This is a genomic window from Streptomyces sp. NPDC002669, from assembly GCF_042889165.1.
Classification (GTDB): Bacteria; Actinomycetota; Actinomycetes; order Streptomycetales; family Streptomycetaceae; genus Streptomyces.
The window spans coordinates 356038-373954 of record NZ_JBIAQQ010000007.1; the positions used below are offsets into that span (position 1 = coordinate 356038).

General features: G+C 71.1%; 15 protein-coding genes. 13 read left to right on the plus strand and 2 right to left on the minus strand.

The genetic code is table 11. The annotated features are described in order from the left end of the window. Window positions 1–119 precede the first annotated feature (119 nt). Window positions 120–1130 (minus strand): hydroxyacid dehydrogenase, encoded by a 1011-nt coding sequence (locus ACFYW1_RS14275; protein ID WP_388991381.1) that lies wholly within the window; start codon window positions 1128–1130, stop codon window positions 120–122. Between the two features lie 483 nt (window positions 1131–1613). On the opposite strand from ACFYW1_RS14275, the gene ACFYW1_RS14280 reads away from it, so the two are divergent. From ACFYW1_RS14280 to ACFYW1_RS14325, 10 genes are all read left to right on the plus strand, one after another. After that, window positions 1614–2942 (plus strand): extracellular solute-binding protein, encoded by a 1329-nt coding sequence (locus ACFYW1_RS14280; RefSeq protein WP_388991383.1) that lies wholly within the window; start codon window positions 1614–1616, stop codon window positions 2940–2942. After that, window positions 2939–3913, plus strand: coding sequence for a carbohydrate ABC transporter permease (locus ACFYW1_RS14285; RefSeq protein ID WP_388991385.1), 975 nt, complete (start codon window positions 2939–2941; stop codon window positions 3911–3913). Before ACFYW1_RS14280 ends, ACFYW1_RS14285 begins: the two co-directional genes overlap by 4 nt. Then, window positions 3910–4776 carry a carbohydrate ABC transporter permease gene (locus ACFYW1_RS14290; RefSeq protein WP_148838511.1) on the plus strand — a complete coding sequence of 289 codons (867 nt, stop codon included), beginning with the start codon at window positions 3910–3912 and terminating at the stop codon, window positions 4774–4776. Before ACFYW1_RS14285 ends, ACFYW1_RS14290 begins: the two co-directional genes overlap by 4 nt. Window positions 4777–4930: 154 nt before the next feature. Then, window positions 4931–6283 carry an alpha-L-fucosidase gene (locus ACFYW1_RS14295; RefSeq protein WP_388991388.1) on the plus strand — a complete coding sequence of 451 codons (1353 nt, stop codon included), beginning with the start codon at window positions 4931–4933 and terminating at the stop codon, window positions 6281–6283. Window positions 6284–6330: 47 nt separating this feature from the next. After that, entirely contained in the window at window positions 6331–7764 is a 1434-nt protein-coding gene (locus ACFYW1_RS14300) for a polysaccharide lyase 6 family protein (RefSeq protein WP_388991390.1), read from the plus strand. Window positions 7765–7889: 125 nt separating this feature from the next. Next, window positions 7890–9320: a chondroitinase-B domain-containing protein gene (locus tag ACFYW1_RS14305; RefSeq protein WP_388991392.1), complete on the plus strand. Its 1431-nt coding sequence runs from the start codon at window positions 7890–7892 to the stop codon at window positions 9318–9320. A gap of 234 nt (window positions 9321–9554) precedes the next feature. After that, complete coding sequence (locus ACFYW1_RS14310) at window positions 9555–10370, plus strand: sugar phosphate isomerase/epimerase family protein (protein WP_388991394.1); 816 nt, start codon at window positions 9555–9557, stop codon at window positions 10368–10370. 9 nt (window positions 10371–10379) lie between these two features. Continuing rightward, window positions 10380–11021, plus strand: a complete 642-nt coding sequence (locus tag ACFYW1_RS14315; RefSeq protein WP_388991396.1) for an SGNH/GDSL hydrolase family protein — start codon at window positions 10380–10382, stop codon at window positions 11019–11021. 118 nt (window positions 11022–11139) lie between these two features. Continuing rightward, the gene (locus ACFYW1_RS14320; RefSeq protein ID WP_388991398.1) at window positions 11140–11901 is read left to right on the plus strand and encodes a hypothetical protein; all 762 of its coding nucleotides are present in this window, start codon (window positions 11140–11142) and stop codon (window positions 11899–11901) included. Between the two features lie 70 nt (window positions 11902–11971). Next, window positions 11972–12781 (plus strand): hypothetical protein, encoded by an 810-nt coding sequence (locus tag ACFYW1_RS14325; RefSeq protein ID WP_388991400.1) that lies wholly within the window; start codon window positions 11972–11974, stop codon window positions 12779–12781. Between the two features lie 31 nt (window positions 12782–12812). On the opposite strand, the gene ACFYW1_RS14330 is transcribed toward ACFYW1_RS14325, so the two are convergent. Beyond that, on the minus strand, window positions 12813–13847 hold the full coding sequence (locus tag ACFYW1_RS14330) for a metallophosphoesterase family protein (RefSeq protein WP_388991402.1): 1035 nt from the start codon (window positions 13845–13847) through the stop codon (window positions 12813–12815). A 429-nt stretch (window positions 13848–14276) separates the two neighbouring features. Here ACFYW1_RS14330 and ACFYW1_RS14335 point away from each other — a divergent pair, with 429 nt between their 5' ends. The 3 genes from ACFYW1_RS14335 to ACFYW1_RS14345 all read left to right on the plus strand — a co-directional run bounded on the left by ACFYW1_RS14335 (window position 14277) and on the right by ACFYW1_RS14345 (window position 17820). After that, window positions 14277–16286 carry an NB-ARC domain-containing protein gene (locus ACFYW1_RS14335; RefSeq protein WP_388991404.1) on the plus strand — a complete coding sequence of 670 codons (2010 nt, stop codon included), beginning with the start codon at window positions 14277–14279 and terminating at the stop codon, window positions 16284–16286. Between the two features lie 99 nt (window positions 16287–16385). Further along, window positions 16386–17036: a hypothetical protein gene (locus ACFYW1_RS14340; RefSeq protein ID WP_388991406.1), complete on the plus strand. Its 651-nt coding sequence runs from the start codon at window positions 16386–16388 to the stop codon at window positions 17034–17036. 67 nt (window positions 17037–17103) lie between these two features. Further along, window positions 17104–17820: a class I SAM-dependent methyltransferase gene (locus ACFYW1_RS14345; RefSeq protein ID WP_388991408.1), complete on the plus strand. Its 717-nt coding sequence runs from the start codon at window positions 17104–17106 to the stop codon at window positions 17818–17820. Window positions 17821–17917: the final 97 nt, after the last annotated feature.

Sequence of the window (17917 nt, forward strand, 5' to 3'; positions counted from 1 at the left end):
GGCCGACGGTGGTCGGCTACCTTTTCCCGACACGCGCACCGACCGGTCCCGCGCCGGGAACGCCGAGGGCGCCGCACCGGATCGTTCCGGTGCGGCGCCCTCGGGGTCTCCCGTCCGGCTCAGGCCAGGGACGCGGCACGGGCGGGATCGATGGCGTGCTGGAGGGGCTCCTCCCGTACGAAACGGCCCAGTTCGTCGAGGACGAGCTGCCCGAGGCGGTTGCGTTCGGCCCCGACGGCACCGCCCAGGTGGGGCGTCAGGATGACATTGGGCAGGGCGAACAGCGGTGAGTCGGGGGAAGGGGGTTCCGGGTGCGTGACGTCGAGGACGGCGGTGAGGTCGGGCCTGGCCCGCAGCACCTCTGCCGCGGCCGGCTCGTCCACGAGCGCGCCGCGCGCGGTGTTGATCAGCGTCGCGCCGTGCGCCATGGAGTTCAGCAGCCGCGCCCCGATCATGCCGCGGGTCTCGGGCAGGAGCGGGGCGTGCAGGCTCACCACCTGGCAGGTGGCGAAGAGCTCCTCGATGCCGACGAGCCGTACGCCCGCCCGCCGGGCGGTGTCCGCCGGGGCGACGGGGTCCGTGGCGAGGACCTCCACGTCGAAGCGGGCGAGGTGGGACGCGACGAGGCGGCCGATGTGCCCGAGCCCCAGCAGCCCCACGCGCGACCGGTAGCCGCCGGGGACCTTCGGGTTGTGGGGGAAGCTCCGGCTGTTCGACACCTCCCGGCTGATGCGGTGGACCTGCTTCAGCCCCAGGAGGATCTGGGCGAGGGAGAACTCCGCCACCGGGATGGCGTTGGCGGCCGCCGCCGAGACGATCGGGATGTCGCGGGCCCAGAACTCCGGTGTGGTCAGGTGCCGCACGGAACCCGCCGCGACGAGCACCGCCTCGAGCCGGGGGGCGTGCGACAGGAACGCGGCGTCGAGGACGGGCGCGCCCCAGCCGGTGAACAGGACCTCGACCTCCCGCAGCACCCCGGGGTCCTCGTCGAGCCGCTCCCGGGTGAGGGGCGGCCCCTGCCAGCGCGCGAGCCGGCCGATCCCGGTCAGCACCTCGTCGGGGTAGACGTCGGCCCTGCGCTCCTCCTCCATGACCAGCAGTGCCGTCGGTCCGGTGGTCGGCTCGTTCATGTCGTACGCTCCTCAGCTCTTCCGCTGACGGAACGTCAGCGAATCGACCCACGACCCCGGTCGGGCGTGTGGGGAAATGTCTGACTGGATGTCGAGGATTGGCGTGGCTTGTTCAGTACCTCGGCCGACGCGCTTGCAGCACGATACATCGGATGACTGCAAAGCCCCTCAGGTGAAGCTTAGTCGCCTTCGGTTCGGGGCCCCATGGATCGTCGTGGGTGTGCATGATCGCCGCAAAACGGAGTGGCTGGTTCCTCAAGGCCCCGTACTGCCGCCCCATCAGGCAATACCTCGGGATGCGTGGCCGCTTCATGAGGGTGCCGGGCCGGAGGTGGGGGGCGGGGGGAGGATCATGCCGGGGGTCTTGCGGACTTCGGCTAAATTTTTGTATTCATCGGACTATTGACCGTGGATTCGGACCCCGTTAGCGTCCCGAGCAAGCGCTTTCCAGGCCAGCTGTGATGCGTCGAAACAGGAGTTGTCATGCAGAGATCGCGGTGGATCGGTGCGGGTGTTCTCGCTTCGGCACTGGTCCTCACCAGCTGTACATCAGGGCCTGCGGGAGTGGACGCCAAGCAGGATCCCAAGGCCCCCCTCGAACTGTGGACCAGGACGACCCCGGGCGGACCGGGGGAGAAGGGGGCGCTCCGGCTCGCCGCCGCCTTCGAGAAGGCCACCGGCTACAAGGTGCAAGTCACGGCGATCTTCGACGACTTCGAGACCAAGCTGCAGCAGCGGGCCGCTCAGAAGAAGCTCCCCGACATCGTCATGAACGACGTGACGCAGCTCGGCGCCATGCATAGCCAGGGCCTGCTGCGGGAGATCGACCTGGGCAAGCTCAAGAACAGCGGACAGGTCGTCGGCCAGGGGCTGGACTCCGGCAAGAGCGTGGACGGCAAGCAGTACGGTCTGCCGTACTCGGCGCAGGCGTCCGCACTGCTCATCCGCAAGGACTGGCGGGAGAAGCTGAAGCTCCAGGTCCCCGGCAGCTGGGACGACTTCGCCGCGATGGCCAAGGCATTCACCGAGAAGGACCCCGACGGCGACGGCAAGAAGAACACCTACGGCCTCGCCGCGCCCCTGTCCACCAAGCGCGGATACGCCTCCTGGTACTTCTCCAACTTCCTCTGGGCCGCGGGCGGTGACTTCATCGCCGGTGCCGGGGACGGCAAGTACAAGCCCGCGATGGCCACGAAGGAGTCGGTCGAGGCGGTGAAGTGGTTCCGCGACCTCGGCTGCAAGGACAAGGTCGTCCAGCCCGGCGCCGTGACCATGGAGACCCCGCCCACGAACGAGACGTTCGAGGCGGGCCGGACCGGGATGTTCGTCGTCGGCCCGTACCTGCTGCCCCGCTTCGACGAGACGCTCGGCAAGGACAAGTACGAGGTCGTGCCGATGCCCAAGGGCCCGAAGGACGCCACCGTCCTCGCCGAGGGCGGCTCCGTCTACCTCATGGCCGGCTCCGAGAACATGGCGGGCCAGGACGCCTTCGCCGACTTCGCCATCTCCGCCGAGGGCCAGAAGACCGGCATGCAGGGCGAGACCGGCTTCACCGTCCAGCTGCCCGTCAACAAGACGGTGAAAATCTCCGAGGTCCGCCCCGACCCCCGCTGGACGACCTACGCCGAGGTGTACCAGAACTCCGGCCGGTACGCCCCGTCCATCCCGAACTGGACCCCCGTGCGGCAGACCACGGCCGAGACCGTCAACGCCCTGATGGCCGACTGCGGCCTGGACGTCGACACCAAGCTCGGCGAGCTCGACAAGCAGCTCGCCGACATCCTCAAGGAACAGGGAATCGCCGCGTCATGAGTCTTGACCAGGCGGATCCGGCCGCCCTCCCGGCGGCCGGCCCCGCCGCCCGGACCACGGGCGGCCCGGCCGGCAAGACCGCCACCGGCCGCCGCGGGCGCAGCGGCCGGGGCGGCCGGTGGTGGACGCCCTGGCTGTTCCTGGCCCCCGCACTGCTGCTCTTCCTGTACTTCAAGTTCATCCCCATGGCCAGCGCGCTGACCATGTCCTTCCAGGAAGTACAGCCCTACCTCGGCAACAAGTGGGTCGGCACCGAGAACTACTCCACGGTGCTCCAGTCCGACGGCTTCCGCGAGGCGGCGTGGCACACCGTCGTCCTCGCCGCCGGACAGACCGCCGGCTCGATGCTCCTCGGCCTCGTGCTCGCCCTGCTGATGGAAGGGCAGGGCCGCCGCCTCGGGTTCGTGCGCTCCGCGGCGTTCCTGCCGGTGGTGGTACCGATCGCGGTCGTCGCCGAGCTGTGGCGGATCATGTACCACCCGACCGGGGACGGCATGCTCAACTCCCTCCTCGGCCTGGTGGGATTCGGCCCCTCGGGGTTCATCAACGACCCCGACTCGTCGATGGCCTCCATCATGGTCACCGGCATCTGGCGCGGCGCCCCCTACGACATGATGATCTTCCTCGCCGGACTCACGAGCGTGGACCGCGGCCTGTACGAGGCCGCGAAGGTCGACGGCGCGTCCAGGTTCCAGCGGGTGTGGCACGTGACGGTGCCCGGACTGCGATCGGTGTTCTCGATCCTGTTCATCCTCGCCGCGATCCGCGGACTGCGCGTCTTCACCGAGGTGTTCCTCCTCACCAACGGCGGACCCGACGGCTCCACCGAAGTCGTGATGACCCTGATCTACAAGCTGGGGCTGGAGCAGAACCGGCTCGGCGTGGGCGCGGCGGGAGCCGTCCTGCTCTTCGTCGCCACGCTGATCCTGACCATCGCCGTCCACCTGTTGCGACGGAGGGAGAGCAAATGAACGCGCCGACCGAGACGGCCCTCGGCCTGACCGAGAGCAGGAGCCCGGGCGGACGGATCCTGAAGGCCGTCACCTACCTGCTGGTACTGATCGTCTTCGCGGGCCCCCTGCTGGCCCTGCTGGTCAGCGCCTTCGGCCACGTCAAGGACCCCACCCAGCTGAGCGTCATCCCCTCGGGCGCGACCCTGGACAACTTCAGGATCGCCTTCGACCAGGGCGTGCTCGCGTACCTGCTGAACTCGTTCTTCGTGGTCGGCTTCGGACTGCTGCTCCAGGTGGCCGTCTCCGTCCTCGCCGGCTACGCGCTGGCCAGGAAGATCTTCCCCGGGATGACACTGGTGCTCGTCGCCATCCTGGCCACGCTCATGCTGCCCGAGGAGATCCTGGCCCTCCCGCTGTCCGTGATCCTCGCGGACCTGCCGGTGGTCCACTTCAACCTCATCGGCACCCTGGCCGGAATGATCGTCCCGCTGGGCGCATGGGGATTCTCCATCCTCGTGATGACCGAGTTCATGAAGGACGTGCCCAAGGAACTGGAGGAGGCCGCACGGATCGACGGCGCCGGGGACCTGCGCATCTTCGCGCAGATCATCATGCCGATGTGCAAGCCGGCGCTCGGGGTCATCGGAGTCTTCGGCTTCACCATGATCTGGGACCAGTACCTGCTGCCCCTCCTGGTCTCCACCGACTCCTCCTCCTACACGCTCCCGCTGGCGCTGCGAACCCTGCGGGTCGACCCCGCCGTCACGCCCGGGGTGGTGATGGCCGCGTCCCTGCTGGCCCTGCTCCCCTCCGTGATCGTCTTCCTGTTCTTCCAGCGTTCCTTCGTCCACGGCCTGTCCTCCGGCGCCCTGAAGGGCTGACCGGACAGCGCCCGGCGCCCCTCGCCGAGCGGGCCGGCCATCGAGGACCGACGGCCGGCCCGCCCCGAACCACCCGTACGACACCCCCTCCCGGCCACACCGGCCGACGCGCCGGCAGTGCCGGCGGACATCGACGACAAGGAGCGATGCCCCCATGACCCCGAGCGCCGACACCCCCTCGGTGGCCCCGCCCGCGACCGCCGCCCCGGCCCCCGCCGGGAGCCCGGAGACGACCTGGTTCACCACCGACCGGTTCGGCATGTTCGTCCACTGGGGCCTGTACTCCCTGGCCGCCCGGCACGAGTGGGTCAAGAACCGGGAGGAACTGACCGACGAGCAGTACCAGCTCTACTTCGACCACTTCGACCCCGACCGCTACGACCCGGTCCGGTGGGCCAGGGCCGCCAGGGCGGCGGGCATGCGCTACGTCGTCCTGACCACCAAGCACCACGACGGCTTCTGCCTGTGGGACAGCGCCCTCACCGAGTACAAGGTCACCAACACACCCCACGGCCGCGACCTCCTCGGCCCGTTCGTCGAGGCGTGCCGCGCCGAAGGACTCAAGGTCGGCTTCTACTACTCGCTGATCGACTGGCACCACCCCTCCTTCCCCGTGGACGGCACCCACCCGCAGCGCAACGACGAGGAGTTCAAGGCCGCCCACGCCGACCGCGACATCCGCGACTACCAGCGCTACCTGCACGGTCAGGTCCGGGAACTGCTGACGTCCTTCGGACGCATCGACTACCTGTTCTTCGACTTCTCCTACGAGGGCCGGATCTGGTGGGGAGGCAAGGGCCCCGACGACTGGGACTCCCGAAAGCTCCTGGAGACGGTCCGCGAACTCCAGCCGCACATCCTGGTCAACGACCGGACCGGCCTGCCCGGCGACTTCGTCACCCCCGAGCAGTACCAGCCCTCGGGGCCCATGACCGAGAACGGCCGGCCCGTGCTGTGGGAGGCGTGCCAGACCCTCAACGGGAGCTGGGGCTACGACCGTGACAACCTCGACCACAAGAGCGCCGACCTGCTGATCCGGATGCTCGTCGACGGCGTCTCCAAGGGCGGCAACCTGCTGCTCAACGTGGGACCCGACGGCCGCGGCGACCTCGACCCGCGCGCCGTCGCCGTCCTCGACGGGATCGGCCGGTGGATGGACCTGCACGAGCGGTCCGTCCGCGGCTGCGGCCCGTCCCCGTACACCGCACCCGCCGACTGCCGGTACACCCAGCGCGGCAACCGGCTCTACGTCCACCTGTTCGCCTGGCCGCTGGGCCATCTGCACCTGCCCGGACTCGCCGGCCGGGTGCGCTACGCCCAGCTGCTGAACGACGCGTCGGAGATCATCCGGGTCCGGATCGACCCCGACCGGCCCGCGCTCAACACGGAGATGGGCGGGCAGCCCGCCGGCACGCTCACCCTGAAGATCCCCGTCCAGCGCCCCGACACCCCCGTACCCGTCATCGAGCTGTTCCTCGACACCCCGGACGACCGGGCCGACGACTGAGCCGGCTCCCGTCCCGGTCGGTCCATCACCACACTCACGGAGGCATCATGCAACGCCGCACGTTCCTCATGGGTACCGCGGCAGGGGCAGCGCTGGTCGCCGTCCCCACCGGCGGGCTCCTCACCGCGAGCGCGAGCGCCGCCCCGGCCGCGGTCGGTTCGCTGGACGAGCTCCAGGCCGCGATCGACCGGGCACGGCCCGGTGACCGGATCGTCGTGGCCGACGGCCGGTACACCGTCCCGCCGGACCGGCCCCTCACCATCCGGGACAAGCAGGGCAGCGGGCGCGCGCCCATCACCGTCGCCGCCCGGACCCCGGGCGGCGTCATCCTCGACGGACCCCACAGCTTCGTCCTCGACCGGTCCAGCCACATCACTCTCAGCGGCTTCTCCTTCCGCCAGAGCACCACCCTGGAGATCCCCGAGACCTGCTCCCACATCAGGCTCACCCGCAACGACTTCCAGCTCGCCGACATCGAGGGCCTGCACTGGGTGATGGTGCGCGCGGACGACAGCACGGTCGACCACAACCACTTCCACCACAAGAGCACCCTCGGCATCTACCTCGGCATCGAGGGCGCGGGCACCGAGGAGATGGCCCAGCGCGTCCACGTGTACCGGAATCACTTCTCCGACCACAGCTTCACCGGGTCCAACGGCGGCGAGCCGATCCGGCTCGGCGTCAGCCCCCGCGCCCTGTCCAGCGCCCACGCGGTCGTGGAGTACAACCTGTTCGAGCGCGCCAACGGCGACCCCGAGGCCATCTCGGTGAAGTCCTCCGACAACACCATCCGGTACAACACCATCCGCGACAGCTTCGGCGGCATCGTCCTGCGCCACGGCAACCGCACCCGGGTGGAGGGCAACCACCTGCTCGGCGGCACGGAAGGGATGCGGGTCTACGGCAACGACCACGTGATCGTCAACAACCACCTCAACGGGCTGTCGGGCCGCGCCCTGGTGATCGGCAGCGGTTCGGAGCGCGACCACCTGCCCGGCGAGACACCCGAAGCGCGCCGGGGCAATGACGCGCCGGACCGGGTCCTCATCGCGTACAACACCCTTGTGAACAACAACGGAACGCTCTCCGGGGAGAGCCACCGCCCGCACGAACCGAGGGACGTCACCGTCGCCGACAACCTGTTCGTCGCGGACACGGGCGAACTGGTCGCGATGGCGAACACCGTACGGTTCGCCTGGTCCGGCAACATCCTGTGGGGCGCGGCCACCGACGGCAACATTCCGGCCGACGGCTTCACCCGCGTCGACCCGAAGCTGGTGACGGGCCCGGACGGCGTCGCCCGGCTGTCGGCGGGCAGCCCGGCGATCGGCGCCGGCACCCTCAGGAAGCCGCCGGTCACCCACGACATCGACGGGCACCCGCGCGGCCGGCTCCGGGACGTGGGCGCCGACGAGTACTCGGACAAGGCCCCCAGGAACAAGCCGCTGACCCCGGCCGACGTCGGCCCCCACGCCCGCTGAGAACCGCCGGAGGGCGGGCGGCCCGGACCGGGCCGCCCGCCCCGCTCCCGGTCGTCCGGCACGTCCAGCCGCGGGGGCTGTACGGATCGGCCCGGTCATGTTCCTTGTCGCTATCAGGAGGCACCATGCAACGACGCACGTTCCTCAGGGGAACCGCGGTGGCGGCCCTCGCCGCCGTACCCCTCGGCACCTCGATGTCGGTCGACGCTTCGGCGACCGACAGGTCCGTCAGTACTCTGGCCGATCTCCAGAAAGCGATCAACGACGCCGCCCCCGGCGACCGGATCATCGTGGCCGACGGCACCTACACCGTTCCGGCCGGCGGCGCGATCAACATCTCCGGCAAGAACGGCACCAGTGCGGCGCCCATCACCATCGTGTCCAAGAGCCGCGGCGGCGCGGTCCTGCGCGGCGAACGCGGCTTCGTCCTCGCCAACTCGAGCAACATCGTCATCAGCGGCTTCGCCTTCCGGCAGAGCACCACGCTGGAGATCCCGGAGAGCTGCTCCTCGATCCGGCTGACCCGCAACGACTTCCAGCACGCGGACACCGGTGACCCGTACTGGGTCGTCGTGCGGGCGAACGACACGAAGGTCGACCGCAACCACTTCCACAACAAGACCACCACGGGCATCTTCCTGATCGTCGACGGCCCCGGCTCGACCGACATGGCCCAGCGGACCCACATCTTCCGGAACTACTTCTCCGACCACAGCTTCTCCGGGGACAACGGCGGCGAGTGCGTCCGCCTCGGCGTCAGCGGACGGGCACTGTCCGCAGCGAACGCGGTCGTGGAGTACAACCTGTTCGAGCGCGCCAACGGCGACCCCGAGGCCATCTCGGTGAAGTCCTCCGACAACACCATCCGGTACAACACCATCCGCGACAGCCGCGGCGGGATCGTGCTGCGCCACGGCAACCGCTCCCGGGTGGAGGGAAATTACCTGATCGGCGGCGAGGAGGGCGTGCGGCTCTACGGCAACGACCACGTGGTCGTCAACAACTACCTCGCCGGACTGTCCGAGCGGGCCCTGGTCGTCGGCAGCGGCACCACCCGCGACCACAACTCGGGCGAGACCCAGGAGGAGCGGCGCGGCAACGACGCCTGCGACCGCGCGGTCATCGTGCACAACACCCTGGTCGACAACGCCAAGATGCTCTCGGGCGAGACCAACCGGACGTACGAGCCCCGGGACGTCGTCATCGCCGACAACCTGCTCGTCGGCGACACCGGCAGCCTCGTCGAGATGGGGGCGACCACCAACTTCACCTGGCAGACCAACATGCTGTGGGGCGCGGCCGCCAACGGCAACATCCCGTCCGGCGGCTTCACCCGGGCCGATCCGAAGCTGGTGGCGGGCCCGGACGGGGTGTTCCGGCTGTCGGCGGGCAGCCCGGCGATCGGTGCGGCCACCCTGACCGGCACGACCGTGGCCGACGACATCGACGGCGACCAGCGCGGCAGCACCCGGGACATCGGCGCCGACGAGTACGCGACCCAGCCCGCCCTGCGCCACCCCCTCACCACCGCGGACGTGGGACCGAACGCGGCGTGAGCGGACCCGGGACGACCCGGAACGGATGACCGGAACACCGGCGAGGCGGCCCGCTCGGGGGCGGGCCATCTCCCTTCCCGGACCACCCGGAACCCGACGTCGCACGGCCCGGCGGGCGAGCCGTGCGCGACCATGGAAGAACCGCCGCAGGGCGGGCACGGAGAGGGAAGCAGTGACCATGAGAAGAAGCAGCCCGGTGCGACGCGTCGCGTCCCGACCCGGCCGGGCGGCCCGATGAGCGGGCTGGGACTGTGCTCGGTCACCTTCCGGCAGCTGTCCGCCGACGAGGTCGCGCGCCGCGCCGCGGACGCCGGGCTCGACCTGGTCGAGTGGGGAGCGGACGTGCACGCCCCCTGGACGGAGCCCGACACGGTCCGCGCCGTCCGCGACGCCTCCGAACGGTACGGGCTCACCTGCTGCTCGTACGGCTCGTACTACCGCGCCACCCCCGGCGAGAGGGACGACTTCCCGGCGACCGTCCGTGCCGCCGTCCTCCTCGGCGCACCCCGGATACGGGTCTGGGCGGGCGGCACCGGATCGGACGCGACCACCCCCCAGGAACGGCGGGAGACCACGTCCGGTCTGCGGGAGGCCGCCCGGATCGCCGCGGACCACGGACTGGAACTCGGCCTGGAGTTCCACTCGAAGACCCTCACCGACACCGTCGCCTCGACGATCCGGCTGCTGGACGAGGTGGGCGCGGACAACCTCCGCACCTACTGGCAGCCACCGCTGGACGCCCCCGACGGCGAGGCGCTGGCCGGGCTCGCCGCACTCGTCGACCGGGTCTGCGCGGTGCACGTCTTCTCCTGGTGGCCGGGCAACCACCGCCTGGAGCTGGCCGAGCGCGAGGACCTGTGGACCGGGGTCTTCGACCTGCTGCACCGACGGGGCACCCGGCCCCAGGCACTCCTGGAGTTCGTGCCCGGCGCCGACCCCGCCGTACTGGCGCGCGAGACCACGACACTGCGCCGCGTGGCGGCCCACCGGACCCGGGCCGCGGCACGGACGAACGCTTCCCACCCCAACACCCCGACGCCAGGACGGTAGACGACAGACATGCGCATCACGGAGAAGGACACACTCCTGTTCATCGGTGACTCCATCACCGACTCGGGCCGCGACCGCACGGACCCGGCGTCGCTCGGCGACGGATACGTCCACGGGATCGCCAGGACCCTGCGCGACCGGGCGGGCACCGGACCGGGCCCCACCGTCATCAACCGGGGCATCAGCGGTCACCGGGTGTATGACCTCGAACCCCGCTGGACCACCGACGTCATCGACCACCGGCCCACCGTGGTCACGGTCAAGATCGGCATCAACGACACCTGGCGGCGTTACGACCAGGAACTCCTCAGCCCGGTCGACGAGTTCGAGGCGTGCCTGGACCGGCTGCTCACGGAGACGGAACGCAGGCTGTCCGCACGGCTGGTGGTCATCACCCCCTTCCTGCTCCCCGTCGCCCCGGGCCAGGAGGACTGGTTCGAGGACCTGGCCCCCCGCACCGACGCCGTCCTGCGCACCGCGCTCGCCCACAACGCCCTGGTGGTCCGCGCGGATCTCGTGCTGCCCCGCGCCGCCGAGGACGAGGGCGCTGCGGAACTGGCCCCGGACGGGGTCCACCCGACCCCCCTCGGCCACCGGCTGATCGCCGACGCCTGGTTCGCCGAGGTCGACGCGGCCCCGCCGACCCCCTGACGCTGGCCCGGTACGGGGAGCGCCGCGGTGCGGGGCGCTCCCCGTGCCTTCGGGGCTGCCGGGCGGATGACACCCGGTGCTAGGGTCGTCGCGCCCGCCCCGATGGGAGGAACACCCGGTGGAGCTCGCCCTGACGATCGTCCTCGGCATGCTCGCCGTGATCGCGGGCGGAGCAGCGGCTCTCCTCTGGACGCTGGTGGTCATGGAGCTGCGCGACCGCACCCCGCCGGGCCCGTACGACCCCCGGGAACACATCCGCCGGTTCGCCGAGCAGTGGAGCGGGCCGTTGTCCGACCTCGCGGGCCGGCTGGGCACCGGACGGGGCGGCCGGAACCCGGACGCCCGGATCGCGGTGCTGCTGGAGTGCCGGGGCGGCGGGGCCTCGGACACCCACCCCGTCTGCTCGCTCACGGTACGGATGCCCGACGGCACGACCGCCGAGATCACCGGCGTCCAGCTGTCGGAGCCGAACCGGGCGGTGCGCGGTTCGTTCCTCCCCGTGCACGTCGGCGTCGTCGACGGACTGCGGCCCGTCAACGGCGAGGTCGCGCTCGCGGACGGTCTGGACGAGGCGGACACCCGACGGCTGCTGCTCGACCACAAGCAGACACTCGGACTGATCGACCCGACCACGCGCGCCGTGCTGGAAACCGGGCGGCCGGGCACGGCCGCCGTCTTCGGCATCCGCCCGACGGGGCGCTTCCGCGCCGGACACGCGGAGATCGAGGCCACCCTGGAAGCCGGTGACGGAGTCGGGTCCGGCACGACGGTGCGGGGCTTCCTCCGGTCCTGGGAACTGGTCGCGGCCCGCCGCACCGGCACCCTGCCGGCCACCCGCAGCGCGAAGGGAACGTGGGTGCTCGGCCCCACCTGGTACTGATATGCCCCATGCCGCCGGACCTCGGCAAACACCGGAAGCACCGGAAACACCGGAGGGGCCCGACGCGTTCGTGCTGCGGGCGCACACGGCCGCCCGGCGGGTACTGATCCGGCGGCTGCGGTGGACCGCTCCCGCAGCCGTACTCGCCGTCGCCGCGACGGTCGTGCTGCTGTTCCGGTTCCCCGGCTCGTGGGCGTTCACCCTGTTCGGCGGGGCCTGCGCGGTCCTGGCGCTCGGGGCGGTCGCGCTCGTCAACCGCCCCGATCCCGAACGGCCGCGCCCCGACACACCGTTGGAGGCCGCCCGCGTCGTCGGAACGGAAATCCTCACCTGGGGCGGTGTGTCCACCGCGGACGCGCACGACCTACGGGTGATCGCGGAGATAACCGCCGTCGACGGTGCCCCCGACACCCTCGTGCACGGCTACTGCCGCGTCCCCTCCGTCCGGGACGGACGGCCCCGGGACGGCACGCTCATCGGCGTCCGCCGCTTCCCCGGCCGCGGACACCTCGTGTGGCTCGACAGCGGCGCCGACGCCCGTACCCTCGCCGTCCGCGACGCACGGGCACGCACCGCGGCCGGTCTGCTCCCGGAACACGCCGCGCGGATCGTCGAACACGGAACCCGTACGACGGCACGGATACGGGAGGTCCGGATCGGCACCGACCGCATCGGCGCACGCTGGCACACCACCGTCCGTGTCGAACTCCCGGGAGGCGCCGTCGGCATCGCGACCGGTCACTACCTCCCGGAGGAGCTGCTCGCCCTCGCCGCCACGGAATCGGCACGGGTCGCGTGGAACGACACACCGACAGCCACCGCCGCCCCGGTGGTGTGCGTCCTGCTCCCCGGCCCCGACCGGGGAGGGGAGGAACGCTGACCGCCGGTGACGGCGGCTGTCCGGCGCCGGGTCAGGAACCGGTGTGCAGCGGTACCGTCAGCTGCTTGAGCCAGGTGCCCGTGGTGAAGTCACGGGCCTTGATGACGACGGAGTGCGCACCGACCTCGACCTGGAGACCCTGGTTGAAGGCACCGCCGAGGGAGACCTCGCCGCCCTTGCCGTCGTCCATCCAGCCGACCTGCACGGCCGAGGTGTTCACGACGGTGAAACCCTCCAGGTTGCCGGTGCCGGGGACGACGCGGCGCACCACCCAGTCGGACAGGTTGAGGTCCCAGTGGGTGTGCCCCGAGAAGAGGAACACGTCCTTGTGCCGGCCGAGGATCGACAGCAGCCGGTCGGGCTGGAGGTAGTCGTTGAGGTAGAGCTTGTTGTGGGTGCCCGACACCGTGTTGGGCAGCGGGTGGTGGGTCAGCACCATGACGGGCCTGCGCCGACGGGCCCAGTACGCGAGACGGTCCTCCAGCCAGGCGAACTGCGCATCGCTGATCCACACCTCGTCCCACAGCTTCGCGTCGTGGTAGTGGGAGTAGCGCTCGGTGCCCAGGCTGAGCACGGGCACACCGCCGAACGACGTCTCCGAGTAGACCTTGTTGCGGCCCGCGAAGTTGTAGAAGCTGCGGAAGAGGGAGTCCTCCGTCGTGCCGTTGGGCCAGGTGGCCTCCGCCAGTGTGTTGGGGTCGCTGTACTTCGGCACGTAGAACTCGTGGTTGCCGATGGCCCACGCCACGTTCCGGGGGTGCGGATGGCGCTCCAGGGTCTGACGGACCGCCGCGTACTCGAAGTCGTAGCCGCGCGGGGTGATGTCACCGGCGATACCGAGACCGGCACTGCCGGGATTGATGCGGTGCAGATCGTCCAGGGCCCTGCCGAAGTCGGCCAGGTCGCCCTGGATGTCACTGATGATGTTGAACCGGACGGTCCGGCCCCGGTCGGGCCGGTGCGGCGCGGCCTCGGCCGCGGGGGCCGCGAGCCCGGCACCGGCGGCGAGAGCCCCGCCCACCAGCGACGCGCTGCCCGTCGTGGCCATGAACGATCTGCGATCCATCGGTACTTCCTTCGTCTGCGCACCCCCGTTGGATGGGACGCGGGCAGTGTCGCCGACGGGGATTGCCCCTCGACGTACCACAGGTGTCCGTGACCTGAACTGTGCGGTCCGATGGCCGGATGAATACCCCTCAGGCGTCCGCCCCCGGCACGGTAACCGGGCCGCCGCGCGGATCCCCGGCGTCACGGTGGTCCGCGCCGGAGGAGTACGTCGTGCCGTGCTCGCGGTGCACCGTCCTGCCGCTCGTTGCCGGGGCGGCCCGGAGCAGGACCGCCCCGAGCACACCGGGCGCCCCGCGTGATAGGGAGGGGTGGCACGCCGCCCCGGCGAAAGCGTCGGCCGGGTGCGTGGAACCCTTTAGAGTGCGAGGTCCGGGGAGCGGCGAGTCTCCGGACACGAGCCGGGTACGGACAGGGGAGCGGAGCCTGAATGAGGGTGGAACTGCCGCCGGAGCCGATGCACTTCGTCAACCGCGAGGAGGAGAAGGAACGGGCCTTCCGCGCGGTGGAGGAGTGGCAGGGCAGGTCCAGGCCGTTGGTGCTGTCGCTGAGCGGACCGGGAGGTCTGGGCAAGACGGAGCTGGCCTATCTGATCGCCCGGAAACTGAGCGACCGCTTCCCGGACGGTGTGCTCTCGGTCGACCTGGACGACTTCCGGATGGGCGGCGAACTGGACCCCGCTGAGGCGCTCGCACAGCTGCTGGATTCCCTCGACGTGGAACCGGACGCGTTGGCGCGCCAGTTCAAGGCGCGGTGCAGGCAGTACTGGAACAAGACCTTCGACCGCCGGCTGCTGATCGTCGTGGACAACGTGCGGTACGCCTCGGAGGTCGTCCCCCTGCTTCCGTCGTCGGGCGACAGCGTGGTGATCGTGGCGAGTCACGGCCCGCTGTACGACCTGGCGGACGGTGCCGCCGTCGACCTGGTGCTGCCGCCGCTGGAGGACCCCGCGGCGATGGAACTGCTCGAACTGATCGTCCGGGACCGCCGACTGGCCACCGACCCGGAGGCGGCGCGGACGGTGGTGCGGCTGTGCGACGGTCTGCCCGCCGCCCTGCACGTCGCGGGCCGCTGGCTGCGCGCGCACCCGTTGCGACCGCTTCCCCGCCTCCTGGAGGAGCTGCGGGCCGAACTGGACAGCAAGGGGATTTCCGGGGTGGAGGACATCTGGGACACGACCTACCGGAATCTTTCCCCGTCGGCGGCCCTGCTCTACCGGCTGCTGCCCCTCCACCCCGGAACGACGTTCACCCGGGAGTCCGCCACCGCGCTGTCGGGGCTGGGGCCGGAGACGTGCCAGGACGCGCTGGAGGAGCTGGCCGCGGCCGGGTTACTGGAACTGCGGGTGGTGCGCCCGGAGGAAGAGGGCCGGATGCGGCTGCCGGGACCGCTGCACGCGCACGCCCGGCGCCGGGCCCGCGAGCACGAGGCCGGGGGCGAGGCGGCCGAGGCGCAGGTACGGGTGCTGCGCTGGTTCGTACGACAGGCCCAGCTGGCCGACAGGTTCGCGGCCGGCCCGCGCCTGACCGTCGCGGACGTCTACGGCCCCGTTCCCGGCGCCCCGGACGTCCCCCTGGAGGACCCGGCGAGGACCGAGGACCGAGCGGTCCGCACCGAGCGGTCCGAGGACGCGGTGCGCTGGCTGCGCACGGAACGGCACACGCTGTTCGCGTGTGTGCGGCTGGCCCACGCACGGGGACTGGACGCGGAGGCCGTGGCCCTGTGCGAGCCCGTGTGGACGTACGCGATGGACCACCCCCACCAGGCCGACGTGTCCGAGGTCTTCCGGCTCGGGGCGAACTCCGCCGCCCGGTCCGGGAACGCGGCCTGGCTGGTTCGCATGCGGTGCCAACTCGCCCGCTCTCTCTGGGAGTCGGGGCGGACGGACGACGCCGGGCGCGAACTCGACAGCGCGTTCGCCACCCTCGACCTGCTGGGGCACGGCGAAACGGACTCCAAGCTCCGTGCCTCGACGATGGAGTTCCGCGGCACGCTCAGCTCCGTGCGGGGCGACTGGACGGCCGCGGTGGCCGACTTCGCCCGCTCCCGCGAGGTGCACCTGTCGATCCGCAACCACTACGGAGCCATGCTCCAGACCTACCGGATGGGCGAGGCCCATGCGGCACTCGGCGACCTGGATGCGGCGGCCCGCCTGCTGTCCGAGGCGTACACCGGGGCCACCGAACAGAGCCGCGCCAGGCTGATCGCCCGCACCGGATTCGCGCTCGGTGGCGTCCTGCTCCGCCTCGGCCGTGCCGAGGAAGCCCGCCCGCTGTACGAGCAGGCACTCGACGGCGCACGCCGCCGGAGGTCCGGCTCCGAGCAGGTCCGCGTTCTCGACGCGCTCGCCGAACTGGCCGATGGGGAAGGCCGCACCGGGGAGGCCGCCGGGTACCGGACGGAGGCGGAAACCATCCGACGGCACAACGGACTGGACTAGGGTCGAGTTCCGCCGGGCCCGCTTCGAGAGCCCGGCGGGGCCGTGGGACCGGCCCGAGTGCGAGGGGCGACGGGCCCGGGGAGACGTGTGGAACAACGGGTGCGCATACACAGGGTCCGGACGGGCAGCAGCGAGGTCCGGGTGGTCCGGCTCTCCCCGGCCCCGGCACGGCCGGTCCTGCGCGACGACCACCACTGGCTGTCGATGTACGCCGACCGGGAGGGCGCCACCCGGCTCACCGCCATGTGGTCGCTGGCCGCCCGCTCGGCCCGGTCGCTGGTGTACCTCCCGATCCGGGCCAACCCGGCCCCCCGGGACGCCATCGGCGACGGGGTGCCGGTCTCGCTGGGCCTGGTCCTGGCCCACCACAGCCTGCAGTTCCCGATTGCCTCGTGGAAGCGGGTACGGGCCCGGCTCGGCACCGGCAGGGCGCACACGACAGCCACGCCGGACCAGGACTTCCCCGACGGGGCCGCCATCGATCACCAGCGGTGGTACCACCGGACGTACCGCGACCACCTCGGGTTCGACATCGCCGCGCACACCCTTTTCGTCGTCGGGAGCCCCACCGCCTTCCGCGAGCACGGCGCGGCCCTGCGCGACCTCACCGACCAGGCCCCGGCGCACACGCATCGCCACCCGGGCTCCGGACACTACTGCGTCGAGCTCGGCTCCGGCCCGTGGACGACGGCACGGACCCGCGGAAACGTGCCCGCCCGCCTGCACCTCCAGTACTGCGACACCTGGTGAGGACGGGTACGACGACGGCTCGCCCGGGGAGAATCCCGCCGAGGCCGTGCCGTGCAGGAGGAGAGGCATGACGCAGACAGCGGATCCACAGTCCTTCGACCGGTTCGCCCTCGACTACGACCGCTTCGTGAGCCTGCTCCCGGGACAGAACACCGCCTGGCTGCGCGGGCTCGACCCGGCAGGCGGGCGCGCCCTGGACGCGGGCTGCGGTTCGGGGCACGCGGTCGAGGCCCTGGCGGACAGCTTCGAGGAGGTCGTCGGCCTGGACCTGAGCCGCCCCCTGATCGAGATCGCCCGGGCCGGAAGGGCCCGGCCCAATGTGCGCTACGTGGTGAAGGACCTGCTGGACCTGGAGGACGAGGAGGGCTTCGACCTGGTCTACAGCCACACCGTGTTCCACCACCTGGACGACTACCGAGCGGGCCTGGAACACGTGAAGGGACTCGTGCGGCCCGGGGGCACCGTCGCCCTGATCGACAACGTGTGCGACCAGTACCCGACACCACCGCGCAAGGCGTACACCTGGCCCGCGCTGTGGAACTTCCCCGCCGAGATCCGCCGGGTGGGGCTTCGCGACGCGTGGTTCCAACTCCGCTTCTGGCACAGCCGTCCATGGCTGGCACACCTCCTCAGCGACCGCTACCTGTCGCGCGAGCAGTTTCGCGAACTGTACGGAAGCGTCTTCCCCGGCGCCCGGTTCGACGACCTCGGCTTCGCCCTGGCGATGGCCTGGACCGCCCCACCGGGAGAACGCGACGGGGCCCGCGCGCGGGACACGGTCTAGATCCAATACCGGTGACTTTGAGCTGTGTTGGTCGTTGGATGTGTTGTGCCAAGGCCTGGGCAGGTGAAGTTGTCGGGTGAGCGGTTGTCGGACCGGA